This window comes from Alteromonas sp. ABH2_165 (genome assembly GCF_056159945.1).
The window spans coordinates 163218-180934 of record NZ_JBSWWF010000006.1; the positions used below are offsets into that span (position 1 = coordinate 163218).

At 49.4% G+C, this 17717-nt stretch carries 15 protein-coding genes; 5 read left to right on the forward strand and 10 right to left on the reverse strand.

Features of this window, described 5'->3' with window-relative positions:
* The first annotated feature begins 96 nt into the window (after window positions 1-96).
* Window positions 97-846 carry an SDR family NAD(P)-dependent oxidoreductase gene (locus ACXAFQ_RS13100; RefSeq protein ID WP_474822939.1) on the forward strand — a complete coding sequence of 250 codons (750 nt, stop codon included), beginning with the start codon at window positions 97-99 and terminating at the stop codon, window positions 844-846.
* A complete protein-coding gene (locus ACXAFQ_RS13105) occupies window positions 846-1697 on the forward strand; it encodes an amidohydrolase family protein (RefSeq protein ID WP_474822944.1) in 852 nt (283 codons plus the stop codon). Before ACXAFQ_RS13100 ends, ACXAFQ_RS13105 begins: the two co-directional genes overlap by 1 nt.
* 17 nt (window positions 1698-1714) lie before the next feature.
* Here ACXAFQ_RS13105 and ACXAFQ_RS13110 read toward each other — a convergent pair whose 3' ends face one another.
* On the reverse strand, window positions 1715-1873 hold the full coding sequence (locus ACXAFQ_RS13110; protein WP_474822948.1) for a hypothetical protein: 159 nt from the start codon (window positions 1871-1873) through the stop codon (window positions 1715-1717).
* A 381-nt stretch (window positions 1874-2254) separates the two neighbouring features.
* Between ACXAFQ_RS13110 and ACXAFQ_RS13115 the strand changes: the two genes are divergently transcribed.
* On the forward strand, window positions 2255-3193 hold the full coding sequence (locus tag ACXAFQ_RS13115; protein WP_474822953.1) for a sugar phosphate isomerase/epimerase family protein: 939 nt from the start codon (window positions 2255-2257) through the stop codon (window positions 3191-3193).
* Window positions 3194-3239: 46 nt separating this feature from the next.
* Here ACXAFQ_RS13115 and ACXAFQ_RS13120 read toward each other — a convergent pair whose 3' ends face one another.
* The 3 genes from ACXAFQ_RS13120 to ACXAFQ_RS13130 all read right to left on the reverse strand — a co-directional run bounded on the left by ACXAFQ_RS13120 (window position 3240) and on the right by ACXAFQ_RS13130 (window position 5906).
* Entirely contained in the window at window positions 3240-4424 is a 1185-nt protein-coding gene (locus tag ACXAFQ_RS13120; protein WP_070123815.1) for a mandelate racemase/muconate lactonizing enzyme family protein, read from the reverse strand.
* Window positions 4425-4585: 161 nt separating this feature from the next.
* A complete protein-coding gene (locus ACXAFQ_RS13125; protein ID WP_474822958.1) occupies window positions 4586-5371 on the reverse strand; it encodes a class II aldolase/adducin family protein in 786 nt (261 codons plus the stop codon).
* Between the two features lie 58 nt (window positions 5372-5429).
* Complete coding sequence (locus tag ACXAFQ_RS13130) at window positions 5430-5906, reverse strand: NUDIX hydrolase (RefSeq protein WP_474822960.1); 477 nt, start codon at window positions 5904-5906, stop codon at window positions 5430-5432.
* Window positions 5907-6168: 262 nt separating this feature from the next.
* Between ACXAFQ_RS13130 and ACXAFQ_RS13135 the strand changes: the two genes are divergently transcribed.
* A complete protein-coding gene (locus ACXAFQ_RS13135; protein WP_474822964.1) occupies window positions 6169-7236 on the forward strand; it encodes an efflux RND transporter periplasmic adaptor subunit in 1068 nt (355 codons plus the stop codon).
* Window positions 7237-7238: 2 nt separating this feature from the next.
* The gene (locus tag ACXAFQ_RS13140; RefSeq protein ID WP_474822968.1) at window positions 7239-10346 is read left to right on the forward strand and encodes an efflux RND transporter permease subunit; all 3108 of its coding nucleotides are present in this window, start codon (window positions 7239-7241) and stop codon (window positions 10344-10346) included.
* Between the two features lie 196 nt (window positions 10347-10542).
* Here the strand turns inward: ACXAFQ_RS13140 and tmpT are convergent, their stop codons facing one another.
* The 6 genes from tmpT to rpoD form a co-directional block, all read right to left on the reverse strand.
* A complete protein-coding gene (gene tmpT, locus ACXAFQ_RS13145; protein WP_474822970.1) occupies window positions 10543-11178 on the reverse strand; it encodes a thiopurine S-methyltransferase in 636 nt (211 codons plus the stop codon).
* A 33-nt stretch (window positions 11179-11211) separates the two neighbouring features.
* The gene (locus ACXAFQ_RS13150) at window positions 11212-12771 is read right to left on the reverse strand and encodes a sodium:solute symporter family transporter (RefSeq protein ID WP_474822974.1); all 1560 of its coding nucleotides are present in this window, start codon (window positions 12769-12771) and stop codon (window positions 11212-11214) included.
* A gap of 201 nt (window positions 12772-12972) precedes the next feature.
* A complete protein-coding gene (locus tag ACXAFQ_RS13155) occupies window positions 12973-13500 on the reverse strand; it encodes an NADPH-dependent FMN reductase (RefSeq protein WP_474822976.1) in 528 nt (175 codons plus the stop codon).
* Window positions 13501-13701: 201 nt separating this feature from the next.
* Window positions 13702-14691 carry an N-acetyl-D-Glu racemase DgcA gene (gene dgcA / locus ACXAFQ_RS13160; protein WP_474822981.1) on the reverse strand — a complete coding sequence of 330 codons (990 nt, stop codon included), beginning with the start codon at window positions 14689-14691 and terminating at the stop codon, window positions 13702-13704.
* Window positions 14691-15686, reverse strand: coding sequence for an N-acetyltransferase DgcN (gene dgcN, locus ACXAFQ_RS13165; protein WP_474822982.1), 996 nt, complete (start codon window positions 15684-15686; stop codon window positions 14691-14693). The genes dgcA and dgcN overlap by 1 nt, the downstream gene beginning before the upstream one ends.
* Before the next feature lie 153 nt (window positions 15687-15839).
* Entirely contained in the window at window positions 15840-17681 is a 1842-nt protein-coding gene (rpoD, locus tag ACXAFQ_RS13170) for an RNA polymerase sigma factor RpoD (RefSeq protein ID WP_474822985.1), read from the reverse strand.
* Between the last annotated feature and the right edge of the window lie 36 nt (window positions 17682-17717).

Consider the following 17717-nt stretch of genomic DNA (forward strand, 5'->3'; position numbering starts at 1 on the left):
GTGTTCTAACATCAAAAAGCCCCTTCATTTTTACTTTCATTGCACATCAGTGCATGCTTAAGCGTATTGATACAAAATCGTTTTACAGGAATTAGCATGTCTCAATCAACGCCCGTTTGTGTGGTTACCGGTGGTAGTCTTGGCATTGGCTTAGCCGTGGTGGAGAAGTTCGCCAAGAATGGCTATCAGGTAGTGAATCTGGACATTCGCGATTTTGATAAGCCGGTGAAGCAGGCGCAGTGGATGAATTGCGATGTCACCAGTGAAAGCGCTGTGTCTGACTGTATCACTGAAACCCTCAATCGATTTGGTCGAATAGATGCGTTGGTTAGCAATGCAGGTATGCATTTTTCCGCCACCATCGAAGATACCTCACCAGAAGATTTCGATCGGGTGTTTTCGCTGAATGTGAAGGGTGCCTATCACGCCGTGCGGGCTGTGTTACCCGCTATGAAACAAGTAAAATCCGGAGCCATCATCATTATGGCATCTGATCAGGCAATTATCGGCAAGCGCAATTCCTTCGCCTATAATATGAGTAAAGCCGCACTGGCTTCTATGGCGAAAACCACCGCGCTAGATTATGCCTCCTTTAACATTCGCGTTAATGCCGTGTGTCCAGGTACCATTGAAACCCCGCTGTATCACAATGCCATCGACAAATATGTGGCAGCTAGCGGCGCAGATAAAGCGCAGGTGCACGCCGAGGAAGAGGCCGCACAACCCCTCGGGCGACTAGGGCAACCAGACGAAGTGGCGGCGTTTACGTATTTTCTTGCTAGTGATGACGCAAAGTTTATTACCGGCAGTCTGCACAGCATCGACGGTGGCTACACGGCACAATAATGAAATTTATCGACCCGCACTTACATTTCTTCGCCCTGGACCATGGTGACTATCACTGGTTGAAGCCTGAGAATCCGCCGTATTGGTCCGATAAAGCTGAAATAGCTCAATCCTATACCGAAAGAGATTTACGGCTGTTTGGTGATCTTGAGTTAGCTGGTTATGTGCACATTGAGGCCGGATTTGATAACCAGAGGCCCTGGCGGGAAATAGACTGGCTGGAGGCTAATTCCACCATTCCAATGCGTGCGGTAGCTGGGTGTGATTTACTCAGCGCGGACTTTGAAGCCGTTATGCATGCCATTATTCAGCGTCAGTCCGTGGTGGGAGTGCGTCACATTCTCGATGACAGTGCGTTTAAGATTTTGCAAAATGACAACGCACGGGATGCGCTGGCAATGCTGTCTGAGGCCGGGCTGCGTTTCGATGCGCAGCTTTATGGTGAAGACACTGCCGGCATGGCTGCATTAATTGAAGTTTGTCATCGGTTCCCTTCATTGCCGGTTATTGTGAATCACGGCGGCTTTCCTCCCGCAGCAGAACTAAATTACAGCTCCTGGAAAGCCAGCATGATGGCGTTGGCATCCTGCCCGAACGTGGCGGTAAAAGCATCGGGTTGGGAAATGACAAACCGTTATTGGCGGCCGGAAAGTGCCGGGCTTGTTATCAAAGACCTTATCAGTCTGTTCGGCAACGAACGGGTGATGCTGGCCAGTAACTTTCCTCTGAGCAACTGGCGTTACTCGTATTCCGAATTCTGGGATCTCATGTCTGGCCTGGTAGAGAATAGCGAGTTGGAACGACTGACATATCTTAACGCCAGACACTGGTATGGATTTAGTCATCAGTGAGTAAGCCCGCAAGCGGGCTACTCTTCGATATCTTTGCCAAATTTGTTTTTTAGCCAGATATACACTGACAATTCTGCTGCCACCATCAATATGCCCATAAACAGTGGAAACACGCCGAGAACAAAATCTAGCAAAGCGCCAATACTGAGCCCGCCGCGCCAGCATAAATCAGCCAATGTGCGTTCTTAATTCCATTGGTTTTCATTTAGGGACTCCGTACGGTTATTGAGGCAGATTCAACTAGTGACTTACCCAGCCAACTGGCGTTGGAGTAATTATTCAAAATTAACGAATGCATAGGCACCAGACCTGATACATATCTATGTTGGAATAAATCAGAATGGGTGGCAATTGTCCGTAACAACAGTCTTTTAACGGATTTGTTATCGCGTTTTTTCAAACTATGAGCTCACCTTCTATCAATTGCTAAAAATTCGCAGTGACTAATATTTAATCTTCTCTGGAGAACCAAAATTCTGATTAAGAGGTAACAAACTGTATTCCGTTTCATTTGTTATGTAATTCAATCGCATGACGCTTATCGCCAGCGAGGACCTATGCTTTCCAGACGAGATTTCACCAAACTCTCCACGCTTACTGCAGCTACCGCAGTCGTTTCCGGTAAAACTTTTAGTGAAACTACTACTTCAGCGCCTACTAATGCATCTACGGATGACCTACTTGTGGGTGCCTGCAGTTGGACATTTGGTATCGATGACCATGAAGCAATGATGAAAGCCGCAAGTGAATGCGGGCTAAATGCAATACAGTTTAACGGCCAGCCCTATGACGTACCGGTGAGTGAACTGAAAGCGACCGCAGATAAACATGGGTTAACGATAGTCTGTGCCGACCCGTTCGATACAGAGCCACCTTCTGAACAAGAGGCGACTGTCGAAAATGCCATGGCATTATTTAATCGTGCTATTGATTACGCAGCTGAACTTGGAACGCCTACCGCCATTCATGGCCTGACACGATGGACCATTGCGCAGAAAACGGATGAGCAAAAGTGGCAGCGCCTGGCCGAGCTATGTAATAAATCGATAGCCTACGCAAAAGAAAAGCATGTTCCACTTATGTTTGAGCCCTGTAATTTGTATGAGATCCCCTTAGTTCACTCAACGAAGGATTTTGAAAAATTACTGAGCATGTTGGATGATCCAGGCTATTTACAATACCTGCCGGACAGCTTCCATCTGAATATTCATGAAATCGATCCTAAGGCTGTGCTGAAGAAGTATGCCTCACGAACGGCCATGTTCCATATCTCGGATTCGAACCGGGCAGGCATTGGCAAGGGAAGGCTGGATTTTCACAGTTATCATGATGCCTTGCGAAATGGCGGATTCCGTGGGCCAGCCATTATGGAAATTGTGCTGACAAGCACGCCTGTTAATGTACCACCAAGAAACGATGCTGAGCTGGCTGAGTTCAAAAAGCAGGTTGCATACAGTGCTACGAAGTGGCGTGAATATGCGAAAGTTTACGGCTAATAAAAAAGGTGGCATTTGCCACCTTTTTTTGTCTGCGGTTAAAGTATTATTTCAATGCCGTTACCGACATGTTCGGTGAACGATAAACCACCTCATCATTCAACTCGATACCAATTCCTGGCGTATCGGGCGCTTCGATAAAGCCGTTAACCGGTTGTGGATCTTGAATACACAGCTCGCGGTTCCAGGATTTGGTTGCGTAAGTGTGATGTTCGTGGATCAGGAAGTTCGGGATCGCGGTTTCCAGATGCAGGCTGGCTGCAGTAGCAACCGGGCCACCACACACGTGGGCCTGAATGCGCACATCGTAGATGTCGGCGTAGTCACACACTTTCTTCGCTTCGGTGAAGCCCCCACACAGACCAATATCTGGCTGCAGTACGTCGAGAGACTGATCTTCCAGATATGGACGAATTCCCCAGCGATTATACAAACGCTCACCACCGGCAATTGGCGCTTTCACATTACGGGCAACCTTGTCGTGCAGTTTGGAGTTCAGGTAATTCACTGGCTCTTCGTAATACATGCAGCCAAATTCTTCTACCAGCTCACCCAGTTGAATAGCGGTGGTGGCGCCCGGCAAACTGTGGCATTCAAAGATGATGTCACCTTCGTCGCCCATGGCATCACGAATAGCTTGCAGACGAGCGCGGAACAGCTTCATTTCCGCGCGAGAGATAATCTTCGTGCGGTCGAAGTGGGTGTCACCATTGATGTCATAAACGATGGGATCAACCTTCACAGCGGTGTAACCTTCCGCCATGGCTTTCTCGGCAGCACGACCGTATTCTTCAGGTTGGATCAATTTTGTAATGGTAGTGTCCCAGTCGAACTGCAACTGACTGGCGTAAGAGCGCAATTTGCCGTTAGTTTTGCCACCCAGTAGTTGATACACGGGCAGACCAAGGGCCTTACCTTTGATGTCCCATAGTGCGGTATCCACGGCACTCATAGCGGCGTAAATCACCGGACCGCCACCGAGACCCCAGAAGCTCTCACGCAGCATTTTCGACCACAGACCTTCGGTGTTAAACGGGTTCCAACCGATTAGCATGGCTTCGGCGATTTCTTTAATCATGTGCGCTGCAGCAGAATGACCCCAGTCGTAAGCCAAACCGGCTTCACCTAAACCGGTAATGCCTTCGTCAGTATAAATACGCACAAATACCGGGTTCCAAGGCGGACGCTCGGGGCACTCGATATCAAAAATTTCAACTTTGGTAATTTTCATTTTATGTCCTGAATCTGATTTTGTCGTTTAAGCGCCGCCTTTCGCGGGGGACGGAGTTGGCATTCATAACACGGCGTAAACTCATCCATGGGGCCTCGGCTGCCGCTTCCCTGCGGCAGACGGTTATGAATACCAACCCCTTACCCCAGCTGCGTCGGCGTTTATTCGCAGAATGTCGGGTCTAATTTATATGCGCGGCGCAGCATGGCTGGCCAGGCTTTTTGTCCACCGGTTTCACCGGAGTGGACGATTTTGGCCTGCTCGTAAATGCCTTGTACGATAGGCTCTGGTATGTCGATGACTTCTTCACCGGCTTGCATCAACGACATCTGAATATCGCAAGCACGCTCCAAATCGTAGAAGCGCATAAATGCATCGCCCACGGTGGGGCCAACTGTCAGACCGCCGTGATTGGGCAATAACATGTGATTCGTGTCGCCCAAATCTTCTTGTAGCTGTTTACGTTCGTTGTCGTCTACCGCCAGACCTTCATAACTATGGTAGCTCAGTGAGGGCAGCGAAAACAGCGAGTACTGGCTCCATGGCTTGAGTCCGCCTTTGAGCGATGCAACGCCAATGGTGGCTTTGGTATGAAGGTGTATGACGCACTTTGCGTCTTCGCGCACTTCATGAATTGCGCTATGAATCGTAAAACCGGCTGGGTTTATTTGGTAAGGCGAGCCATCGAGAATATTGCCGTCCAGGTCAACCTTCACCAGATTTGAAGCCCGTACTTCGTCGAAGGTCAGGCCGAACGCGTTAACCAGATAATGGTTGGTTCCAGGCACTTTGGCTGAAATATGGGTGTAAATTAAGTCGCCCCAACGCATGTCCGCCACCAAACGGTAACAGGCTGCGAGGTCCACCCGAGTTTGCCATTCTTCTGGCGACACCTTGTCTTTCAAACTGAAATGTTCGAGTTCAAACACGGAGTCACTCCTTTTCATTTGTATTGATTTAAAGTAGCAGAGGAAGGAAAGACCAACAATCCCGACTTCATCTAACTCATTCTTTATCGGTCTGGCTTTGGCGGAACAGCACTGAAAGGCTATCACGCAAGGGGATAAGATGATCCGGGTTTTGCATATCCCGGATTGTCAGTTGGTAGGCGTCCCGCTTCACCCAACTCAAATTGTCGTTCGCCCAGGCTGGTGCAGCAAAGGGCTGGCCGATACCTTCTAGTCCAGCATGCTGGCTGCACGCATAGATGCCCATGTTGTCCTTTGTTGTAAGTAATAACTTACCAACTTCAACATTAATACCGGTTTGGGCAAAGACTTCACGATGCAACGTGCATTGTTCCGCCTCTGTTTCAGCCGTATGGGTCACGGGCAGTTCGAGTAAACCACTGGCATTTTGCCAGAGTAGCGTGTCGGTATCAGCTTTTATTAAGCAAGCCAGGGTGTCATGTTGCTGGGGCGTACTTTCGATGGTGCGGCATGCCGGAGGCGCGGGCAGGTCAGTGCATCCGAAAAGCGGCAAAAGTAACAATATGGCTGATAAGCGAAACCTAAAAAACATACAACTAGGTAAAATAAATGTTATTCAAATAAAAATTTAAAAAGAGTCTCAGGCTCTTATACAAGATCACTGACTACGTATCAGTGGCGGCAGTATAACAATAATAATCACAGGTCCGAACCGGACTTGTTTTAAAATTTCGGTCTATGGAATGAAATGTAATACAGGTTAACCACCTGAAAGCACGACGATTATCGACCGGGAAATGTTGAAGGAATCAGAGATGTCCATGAAATCTATATTGTCCCCGCTTTTGTTGGGGGTTGTCGCGCTGGGTGGCTTCCTTATTTATGTCAGTTTACCTGAAGAAGAAAAAACAACAGCAAGTAGTGGTTTTGCTACCCCGGTGAGAGCTGAGTCTGTGGTGTTGCAAACGTTCCCGGTTACCATTGAAGCCTTGGGCACCGCTAATGCGAATGAGTCGGTCACCATTACTGCGCAGCAAACAGACCGTGTGCGCGAGGTGAAATTTGACGATGGCGATCACGTTAATGCGAACCAGTTGCTGGTGCAGCTTAGCAACGAAGAAGAACTTGCCCGGGTCGTTGAGCTAGAAGCGAACATCGACGAAGCGCAGCGTCAGTTTGAGCGGGTAGTCAACCTGGCGAAAACCCGTGCCGCATCGCAACAAATTCTCGATGAACAACAAGCCAGAGTAAAAGCCCTGACCGCTCAGCTTGATGTAGCCAAAGCGCAACTTTCTGAGCTGGAAATCCGCGCGCCTTTTTCTGGCGTGCTGGGTATTCGTAATGTCAGTGTGGGTTCGTTGGTGCAGCCTGGCGAAATTATCACTACGCTCGACGATATCAGCGTAATCAAAGTGGACTTCAGTGTTGCAGAAGGACAACTGGCCAGCCTGTCACCCGGACAGCGGGTTTTCGCCCGCTCGGTGGCGTATCCCGGTGAAACCTTTGAAGGTGAAATTTCAACCATCGATTCCCGTATCGATCCCGTCTCCCGTTCAGTTTTGGTGCGTGGTCTCATCAAAAACGATCCGGCGCGACTTCGCCCCGGTATGCTGCTGCAAATTACGCTGGAAAAGCAGGTGCTGGAAACCCTGGTGATTCCGGAAAAAGCCCTGGTTCCTATTCAAGATAAGCAGTTTGTTTTCGTAGTCGACGATGACATGGTGCATCAGCGAGAAGTGATTATTGGTGAGCGTAAACCAGGCATTGTGCAAATTGTTGACGGTCTCAGTGAGGGCGAGCGCATCGTGACCGAGGGCACATTGCGAGTACAGCAGAATTCCAAGGTAAGAGTTCTGGACCCGCTGAACGCTGAAGGAGAATAACCATGTGGTTATCAGATACCTCCGTTAAGCGTCCGGTTTTTGCCACAGTAATCAACCTGCTGGTGGTAATCTTCGGGATTGTGGCTATTTCCATGTTGTCGCTACGGGAATACCCGGATATCGACCCGCCCATCGTTTCGATCACGACGAACTACGATGGCGCCTCAGCTAATATTGTCGAAACCCGTATCACCCAATTGCTGGAAGATCGCATTAGCGGTATTGAAGGCATTAAAAATATCACCTCAAGCAGCCGAAACGGCCGTTCACAAATTACCATTGAATTTCAGCTTACCCGCGACATCGATGCTGCTGCTAACGATGTGCGCGAAGGGGTTAGCCGGGCGCTGAATAATCTGCCAGAACAAGCCGACCCGCCAGAAGTCGCTAAAGCCAACTCCGATGAAGATGTGGTAGTGTGGTTTAACCTGCGCAGTACCAACCTCGACACCATGGAACTGACAGACTACGCCGAGCGTTTTCTGGTTGACCGTCTGTCCATTGCAGAAGGCGTGGCGCGGGTGCGTTTGGGTGGGCAGCGTACTTATGCAATGAAAGTCTTTCTCGATCGCAATGCTATGGCAGCCCGTGGCATTACAGTAACTGATGTTGAAGACGTTATTCGTTCGGAAAACGTAGAGCTCCCTGCCGGTGAAGTTGAGTCTAATGATCGCGATTTCGAAGTCCGTGTAGCCCGTTCTTATCTGACACCCGATGACTTTGCCCAGCTCACCGTAGCGGTAGGTTCGGAAGGCTACCTGGTACGTTTAGGCGAGATAGCCCGAGTGGAACTTGCCCCGGAAGACGACGAGAGTGAGTTTCGTGGTGATGGGGTAAACATGATTGGCCTGGGGATCATTAAACAGTCTAAAGCCAACACCCTGGACGTGGTGCGTTCAGCCAAAGAGCAAATCGCTAAAATAGAAGAAACATTGCCGGACAATATCTTTATTGTGCCCAGCTACGATTCTTCCGTATTCATCGAAGAATCTATCAACGAAGTGTACAACACCCTTATCATCGCCATGCTGCTGGTGGTTTTGGTGATCTACCTTTTCCTTGGCAACGTGCGCGCCACGCTCATACCCGCAGTTACTGTACCTGTGTCTATGATTGGGGCATTCATCGTGATGTACCTGCTCGGCTTCTCTATCAATCTTTTAACGTTACTGGCCATGGTGCTGGGTATTGGATTAGTGGTGGACGATGCCATTGTGGTGCTGGAAAACATTCACCGTCGCATCGAAATGGGGGAAACGCCATTACTGGCAGCTTATCGCGGTACCAAAGAGGTAGGTTTTGCGGTAATCGCGACCACGCTGGTGCTGATCTCGGTATTTGTGCCTCTGGTATTTCTAGAGGGAAATATCGGGCGGTTATTTACCGAGTTCGCACTGGCTATGGCCGCTGCAGTGGCCTTTTCCAGTTTTACCGCTCTGTCGCTGTCGCCCATGATGGCCTCGAAGTTACTCAAAAAACAAACCCGTAATAGTGGCTTTGGTAACTGGCTGGACAAACGTTTTCAGTCAATTGAAGGGCTTTATCATCGTAGTTTGGGAAAAACTATTCACCAGCCCTGGCTGATGGCCTTACTTTTTGTCATAACGTTAACGCTTATCTGGCAGTTGTTCGGCAAAATTCCCAGCGAGTTTACGCCCAAAGAAGATCGCGGCACATTTTACATTTTGATGAAGAGTCAGGAAGGGGCATCCTTCGAAAGTAATGCGGCTAACTTACGCAAAATCGAAGAAATTCTCATGCCCTATCGAGAGGAAGGCACTTTTGATCGACTGCTGGTAAGAGCGCCAGGCTTCGGTACTAACGCAGGCCTTGCAGTGGTTGGCGTAGTACCCTGGGATCAGCGTGATTTCACCTCTTTTGAGCTGATGAACGAAGTGACCAAAAAGCTGGATGCCATTCCCGACGTGCGAACCTTCGGCATGATGCGTAGTGGCATCGCCGGACGAGCCGGACAGCCTGTGCAATTTGTTCTTCAGGGCGATACCTACGAAAACTTAGTGAGCTGGCGGGATATTATTCTGGATAAAGCCCGTGAAAACCCTGGCTTAGTACGCGTAGATTCTGACTACAAAGATACCTCCCCGCAGTTGCAGGTGAATATCGACCGTGACAGGGCGGCCGACCTCGGCGTTTCTATTTCTGATATCGGACGTACACTAGAAGTTATGCTGGGGCAGCGACGTGTCTCGACCTACCTGGACCGTGGTGAAGAGTATTACGTTATCATGGAAGGCATTGAGGAAGACTACCGTAGTCCCAACAGTATCGACAATTTGTATGTGCGTTCCCAGCGCACCGGTCAGCTCATTCCCATGGACAACCTGCTAACTGTAGATGAGCAGGCAACCTCGGCGGTGCTTAACCGCTACAACCGCATGCGTGCTATAACCATTGAAGCTAATTTAGCGGAAGGCTACACGCTCGGCGAAGCCTTGGCTTATTTGGAAAACATTGTACGTACCGAATTACCCGATGCTGCTTCTGTGGACTACAAAGGGGAATCCCAGCTTTACCACGAGCAGGGAAGTTCTTTTATCTTTGTGTTTATCCTGGCACTGGCGGTAACGTATTTAATCCTCGCTGCGCAGTTTGAAAGCTGGGTGCATCCTTTTGTGATCATGCTCACGGTGCCACTGGCGCTGGTGGGGGCTTTTATTGGTTTGTATCTGAGCGGTATGACACTCAATATTTACAGCCAGATTGGACTGGTGATGCTCATTGGTCTTGCGGCGAAAAACGGGATTCTGATTGTCGAGTTTGCCAATCAACTGCGGGATGCCGGTGTGGAATTTGAAGAAGCGCTACGTCGCGCCGCCGCCCAGCGATTGCGGCCTATCGTGATGACTGGTTTCACCACGGTATTCAGCTCGCTGCCGCTGGTTCTTGCCAGTGGCCCGGGCTCTGAAAGTCGTATGGTCATTGGTATGGTGATTTTTGCTGGGGTAATCGTATCGGCATTCATGACGTTGTACATCGTACCAACGGCTTACGCCACCTTTGCTCGCAATACCGGCTCACCAGAAACCCGAGCCAAAAGACTGGCCGAAGAAGACGCCGCCATTCCCTACCGCAAAGGGGATTTGGAGTAGCTTAAGGCCGGTGCTGTGGAAGCCTTACGCATTTAAAATTCGGAACACGCTGCTGGTCAAATTTTATGAGATGTATGTGAGGCTGGCGCGAAAGCTGTGAGGAGTTTGGATTCAAAACCGTCTGCCGCAGGGAAGCAGCAGTCGAGGCCCCAGGGATGGGTTCACGCCGTGTTTTGAATCCGAACTCCGCAAGCTTCTAAGCGCCAGCCTTTAGCAGCCACACGTTTTCTTGGGCATCTGCTTTGCCTTTCAGATTGATTTCGCTGCCGTGTAGCAAGGTAATGCTGTAATGGTCGATGTAGTGTTGTTCCACTTCATTGGCAATTACTGCAAAGGGAGGGCCGTCCATTTTTTGCTGATCATAATCGAAAGTGATCAACAGCTGTGGGGCAGTGCCTGTGAGGTCGCGCAGGTGTTTGGCGTAGCGTACCCGCATTTCAAACGGCAGGGCTACCAGTGCTGCACGGTCATAAACTGCATCGATGTTGCCCAGCATGTCGGGAGTAATATGGAAAATATCGCCGCCGAACAATGTAAAACCCGGGCCGTCGTAGCGTGTGATGTCACCCATTTTTGTGCTGTCAGGAATAATATCCAGTTGCTGACACAATTGCGCAATGGCAATGGTACTGAGTTCGGCTGCCACCACGTAGTAGCCCTGTTTGATCAGCCACGGAATATCCAGCGTTTTACCACAAAGCGGCACAAAAATTCGGCTGCCTGGTGCCAGCGATAATCGATGAATATTTTTGGTCAGGTTAGGATTGGCTTCCTGTTCATGAAAACCGGTTTCATTGTTATGCCACTTCATTAACCAGAATTCTGGATCCATCTTCCATTCCTTTTCAGTTTAGATGTTGGCAGATTAGCTTAACCAGTCCGGCAGGTAAATCACTGTTAATGTAAGAATACCTGACCATGCGACTAAAACCGCTGCTGCCTGATAGCTGATTCCTCTAACAGACGTCAGTTTGTGGGCACTGTCGTTTGGTAAAATAAAACTCGATAACCATGCCACAACCAGCGTAACGACAAAGCCAATGAGGTTCCACCAGAACCAGAAAAGAGTGCTGTCGCTGAGCCATAAAAAGACATTGGTACCCACACCGGCTAATAGCCCAATATTCATCGCAACCGGAGATATCTTGCGGCTGTGAATGCCTGCAAGGAAGGTGGCTAAAACTGGGCCGTAAAACACCGAACCAATTTTGTTGATGGCTTCAATCACCGTAGGCGCAATGTTGCCTGCGTATAGCGAAAGCACCAGTGTGATTAACCCCCACACCGTACCTGCGATGCGTGCCTGTTTCAGGTAGCTTTCATCGTCAGGTTTTGCACCAGTGATGCGGCAGATGTCTTCCGTGGTCACCGCGGCGAGGCTATTAATAGCGGAACTCAGCGAAGACATTGCCGCCGCCAGAATCGCCACCACAAGAATGCCGACAATGCCCGCAGGCAAATAATTAACGATAAAGATCGGCATCATCCAGTCGGGCTCGTCAGCGGGGATCTGCGCTTGTAACTCCGGGGTAGTCAGCACCACTGCGCCAATCACTAACCCCGCAGCGCAATACAGCACGGTGATGGGGAAACGCAGGAAAGCGACAGTGAGCAGCATCTTTTTCAAATCGCTGATACTGTGACTGGACAGCGAACGTTGCGCCTCAGACTGGTCGCAGCCATAGTAGGAAGCGTAAAGCACCAGTCCGCCAAAAATCATCGGCAGCAAACCAAAGTCGCTGCCATCAAGGCCCGCGGTTTCTGTGTTCGCAGCCTGTAAACGTTCAGAAGGAATGATGTCCATGACTTGCTGCCAGCCACCGGCGGCGTCCAGACCAGCCCACAGACATAATCCTGCACCGGCAACAATCAACACCATCTGAATCGCATCGCCGTAAACCACCGCTTTCATGCCGCCCATGGCAGAATAAATCAGCGTAATAACTCCAATGATTAAAATGGCATGAAGTTGGTTCAGCCCCATGGTGCCTTGCAGAATAAGGCTAATGGCATAAATCATAATGGCGGTGGCAAAGGAGCGACTTATCTGGAACACGAAACTGATGAGCAGACGAGTGGAGCGGGAAAACCGCTGTTCGAGATAATCGTATACACTCACCACACCGGCATTGTGTAAGGTCGGGAGTAAGCGCCACAGCATAACGATAACGGCAAGGGGCAGGGCAAGCTCGTAACTTAACCAAATTAGCCCGCCACCTTCACGAAGGCCGACAAATGCCGGGGCTGAGATAAAACTGATGGCCGAAAGTTGGGTCGCCATTACTGAAAGCGTGAGTGTGGGCCAGGCCAGAGAACGTCCACCGAGAAAGTATTCCTGCCCGCTTTCCTGATGACGGAATCGTAACCCCAGCCAGAGCAAGCCAAGTAAATAGAGTCCTACAATGAGGTAGTCGAGCCAGGTCATCCTTTTCCCCTTTTTATTATCTACGGATAAGTTCGCAAAATACCGTTTACTGCTCAGGCACTTCACCACCTTAGCACAGCAAGTCGCTGAATTGTGGTTGGGATTTATACCGATGGAGATGGGGAATTGTTCAACAAAAGGGACGGAAACAAAAAAGGCAGCCTAAGCTGCCTCTTAAATGAAATAATAAGAACGTGTTGATTAAGCGGATAGCTTAGCAACGGCTTCTTTCAATTCTGCATTCACTGTGTCATCGGTTACTTTACCGGCTTCTACGTCGAATACATCGTAGAAGTTAGGCACAGATACGCTGGCTTTTACGTTACCGGCAAAGAATTCTGCAGAGGCCACTGCTGCGCCAAGCACTGATTTCGCGCCACCTGGGCCTGGTGATGTTGACAGGTAAACAGCTGGTTTGTGCGCGTATACTTCGCGATTTGTACGGCTGGCCCAATCGAATAAGCTCTTAAAAGCCGCTGGATAATGGCCGTTGTGTTCGGCAAAAGAAATAACCAGCGCATCGGCGGAGGCGATATCTGCAAGAAACTGTTTAGCCTGCTCAGGGCTGCCCAGTTCTTCTTCGCGGTCCTGTGTATAAAGCGGCAGCTCGTAATCGTTGATATCGAGTACCTTTACTTCTGCACCGTCGATTAGGCCGGCAACATAAGTCGCTAATGCTTTGTTAATAGAGGTTTTGTGAGTACTGGCACCAAAAGCTACAACTTTCATTTATTAAAATCCTTTCTGAGTTTCTGTTCACTATACAATACGGTTTTTCACGCTTTTGGGTAATTGCTAAATACCAGACAAAACGTTCGATTTTATGAAACGAACGCTCACCTTAAATATGATCATCCGTACTTTGTATGAACTCCGCGTTGCCAAAGAGTGATGAATGGCGTGTTGTATGCATCACAATATAGCGCCAGCCTATTTTACACCCCAGAGGAATGGCGAAGGCTGCCACATTTTCCCGGCGCTAAAACTAAACCCGTTCGGACGATCATCCGCTATTAACAGCGGGCCATCGAGGTCGACAAATTCTGCGCCCTCACATAGCAAATAAGCGGGAGCCATCGCCAGTGATGTGCCCACCATACAACCTACCATTACCGTAAAACCCAGTTCTCTGGCGCGTTGAAGTAGGTCAATGGCTTCGCTCAGGCCGCCAGTTTTATCCAGCTTAATGTTAACGCTCTGGTAACGCTTACGTAGTGTTTCGAGGTTATCTGCGGTATGACAGGATTCATCGGCACAAAGCGGTATTGGGCATTCATAGCCTTCCAGCGCCGCGTCTTCTGCAGCAGGCAATGGTTGCTCTATCAATACGACATTGCAGGCTTTCAGTTGGTCGGCAACGGCTTTAAGCACATCCACCGACCAGCCTTCGTTAGCGTCTACAATTAATTGACTGTTTGGTGTGACCTGGTGAATTGCGGCAACCTTTTCCACTACCGCTTCGGGGTCAAGTTTCACCTTTATTACCGGAGCGCCAGCCAGTTTACGTGCTGACGCCTGCATGTTCTCAACCGTATCTACGCTAATGGTTTGTGCGGTAACGCACATTTCAGGCAGCGTTAACTCAGTTAGTTCTGCCACCGACTTGCCACTCATTTTGGCGCGTAAATCCCAAAATGCACAGTCCAGGGCATTACGGGCAGAGCCTGCTTTAAGTAAATCGGGCAACAGTGCATGGTCTTCCACATAACGCAGCTTTCCCTTTACCGACTCAAGTTCAGCAGTCACCGATTCAATGGATTCGCCGTAGCGGCCATAGGGAACAGATTCGCCCTGACCAGTAAAATGACCGTCGCTAACGGTCACGCGAATCACTTCTGCGGCAGTTTTCTCACCGCGGGAAATGCGAAACACTTCCGCCAAGGTGAAGCTCTCGTGATAAACAGAAATGGTTAAGGCCATTAGAGCGCACCAACAATGTTGCTTACACCAAAGCGCACCGGATCAGTACACGGCAGGCCCAATTTTTGGCTGATATCTTCACAGTATTGTCGTGCCTCTTCCTCGCTTACACTTGACGTGTTTACGGCAATACCAACAACCTTCACATTGGGATTGGTCAGGCTGGCAGCCTTAGTGGTCATTTCAATTACATCCTCAAGGGTGGGTTGAGGGTAGTGGGGTAATCCGCGCATGTGTGAGCGGTTTAGTGCATGACAAATTACCAGTGCGTCAGGCTGGGAACCGTGCAACAAGCCCAGAGACACGCCAGCGAACGCAGGGTGAGATAATGAACCCTGGCCTTCGATAATATCCCAGTGATCATCGTCGTTATCCGGGCTTAAGGTTTCTACCGCACCGGAAATAAAGTCGGCTACCACGCAGTCGATAGCGACGCCTTCACCTGCCACCAAAATACCGCTTTGTCCGGTGGCTCTGAACGTGGCTTTCTTGCCCGCCTCATTAAGTGCTCTGGTAAGCGACAAAGAGGTATACATTTTTCCTACTGAACAGTCGGTGCCCACGGTAAGTAAGCGTTTTCCACTACGCTTGATACCTTTACCGGTTTTAAAGCGGGTGGTGGGATGGCGAATATCAATCAGTTGTCTATCAATACGGTTCGCGGCTTCAACCACGGCAGGAATGTTAGTGAGTTTGTCGTGCAGGCCGCTCACTACGTGCATACCTGCCTCAATTGCCTCAACAATGGTGGGAACCCAGGCTTCATCAATAAAGCCGCCGCTATTGGCAAAGCCGAGTACGAATGTGTTTGCGCCCTGAGACACCGCTTCATTGATAGTCATCGCAGGTAAGCCGGTAGATACCTCGCAGCCAGGAAGGGCATACTCGCCAATACAGGCATCCGGATTCCAATCAGCCACACTTTTGGCCATTTTGATACTCAGCGGGTCGGTCGCATCACCGATAAACAACAGGTACGGCGGGGTTAAGATCATCGTTACTCCACAAACCATTAATAGTAAGAGACCATTTAAAGGAAAGCGGGTGGGGAATACAAGCGGGAAACTGCTAGTGGAAAGTGATATGCGACAATCTTCATACAAAAAAGCCACCGAATCGGTGGCTTTTCAAGGGATTGACCTGAACGATTACTCGTCGAGGAAGCTGCGTAACTGCTCAGAGCGGCTTGGGTGACGCAGTTTGCGTAACGCCTTCGCTTCAATCTGACGGATACGCTCACGGGTAACGTCGAACTGTTTACCTACTTCTTCCAACGTATGGTCGGTGTTCATATCGATACCGAAACGCATACGCAGTACTTTTGCTTCACGGGCTGTCAGACCGGCCAGGACTTCCTGGGTTGCGTCTTTCAGGCTGCCGCCGGTAGCTGAATCGAGGGGCTGAATAATGGTGCTGTCCTCGATAAAGTCACCCAGATGCGAATCTTCATCATCACCGATAGGCGTTTCCATGGAGATAGGCTCTTTAGCAATCTTAAGCACTTTACGGATTTTATCTTCCGGCATTGCCATACGTTCTGACAATTCTTCCGGTGTTGGCTCACGACCCATTTCTTGAAGCATCTGGCGAGAGATACGGTTCAATTTGTTAATGGTTTCAATCATGTGAACCGGAATACGGATAGTCCGCGCCTGGTCAGCGATTGAACGTGTGATTGCCTGACGAATCCACCATGTCGCATAAGTTGAGAACTTATAACCACGACGGTATTCGAACTTATCTACCGCTTTCATCAGACCGATGTTACCTTCCTGAATCAGATCCAGGAATTGAAGACCGCGGTTGGTGTATTTTTTCGCGATTGAAATAACCAGACGTAAGTTCGCCTCAACCATTTCTTTCTTCGCACGACGGGCTTTCGCCTCACCGATAGACATACGACGGTTAATGTCTTTAATGTCAGCGATAACCAGACCCGTTTCCTGCTCTACGCTGTTCATCTTAGAGATTGAACGCTCGATGTCTTCTTTATAATTTTCCAGCTGGGTCGTATACGCCGCGCCTGAAGCCAGTGTTGCCTGTAACCAGTCGGTGGTGGTTTCGTTGCCCGCAAATGCCTTGATGAAGTCTTTCTTCGGCATTTTCGCGTTTACAACGCAGTACTTCATAACAAGACGTTCTTGAATGCGCACTTTGTCCATCATGTCACGCATGTTTTTAACCATGCGATCGAACTGCTTAGGCACCAGACGGAATTCTTTGAAAATCTCACTCAGAACGTTAATTTGTTCACGTGATTTTTTGTCAGAACGACCGTTAGTTTCGATAACTCCACGGGTTTTCAGATATTGCTCACGGAGCAGAGCGAATTTCTCGCGCGCTAATTCCGGATCAACACCGCTGTCATCGTCATCACTGTCGTCGTCATCGTCGTCGCTGTCGTCATCGTCTTCGTCGTCCAACTCTTCAGCTGGAAGCTCAGAACCGATATGCGTAGCCGTTGGCGCGAGATCCTGATCATCGTTAGGGTCAACGAAACCAGAGATAATATCGCCTAAGCGAATTTCTTCTGCTTCGTACAAGTCCCACTGTTCCAGCAAGTAAGTAATTGCTTCAGGGTACTCAGCAACAGAACACTGAACCTGGTTGATACCGTCTTCAATACGCTTAGCGATTTCAATTTCGCCTTCACGAGTAAGAAGTTCTACGGTACCCATCTCACGCATGTACATGCGAACTGGGTCAGTGGTGCGGCCGATTTCACTCTCAACGGTAGCCAGTGCCTGGGCAGCCGCTTCGGCAGCGTCTTCATCGGCAGTGGTTTCTTGCATCAGCAGTTCGTCTGAGTCTGGAGCAGATTCTGAAACCTGGATCCCCATATCGTTAATCATGCTGATGATGTCTTCGATTTGATCGGAATCGACGATATCTTGTGGCAGGTGGTCGTTAACCTCTGCAAAAGTTAAGTAACCTTGTTCTTTACCTTTTGCAATAAGGAGTTTAATCTGAGACTGCTTGCTTTGAGCCATATAACCTACACTTCTCACATTTAATTAATAAGCAAA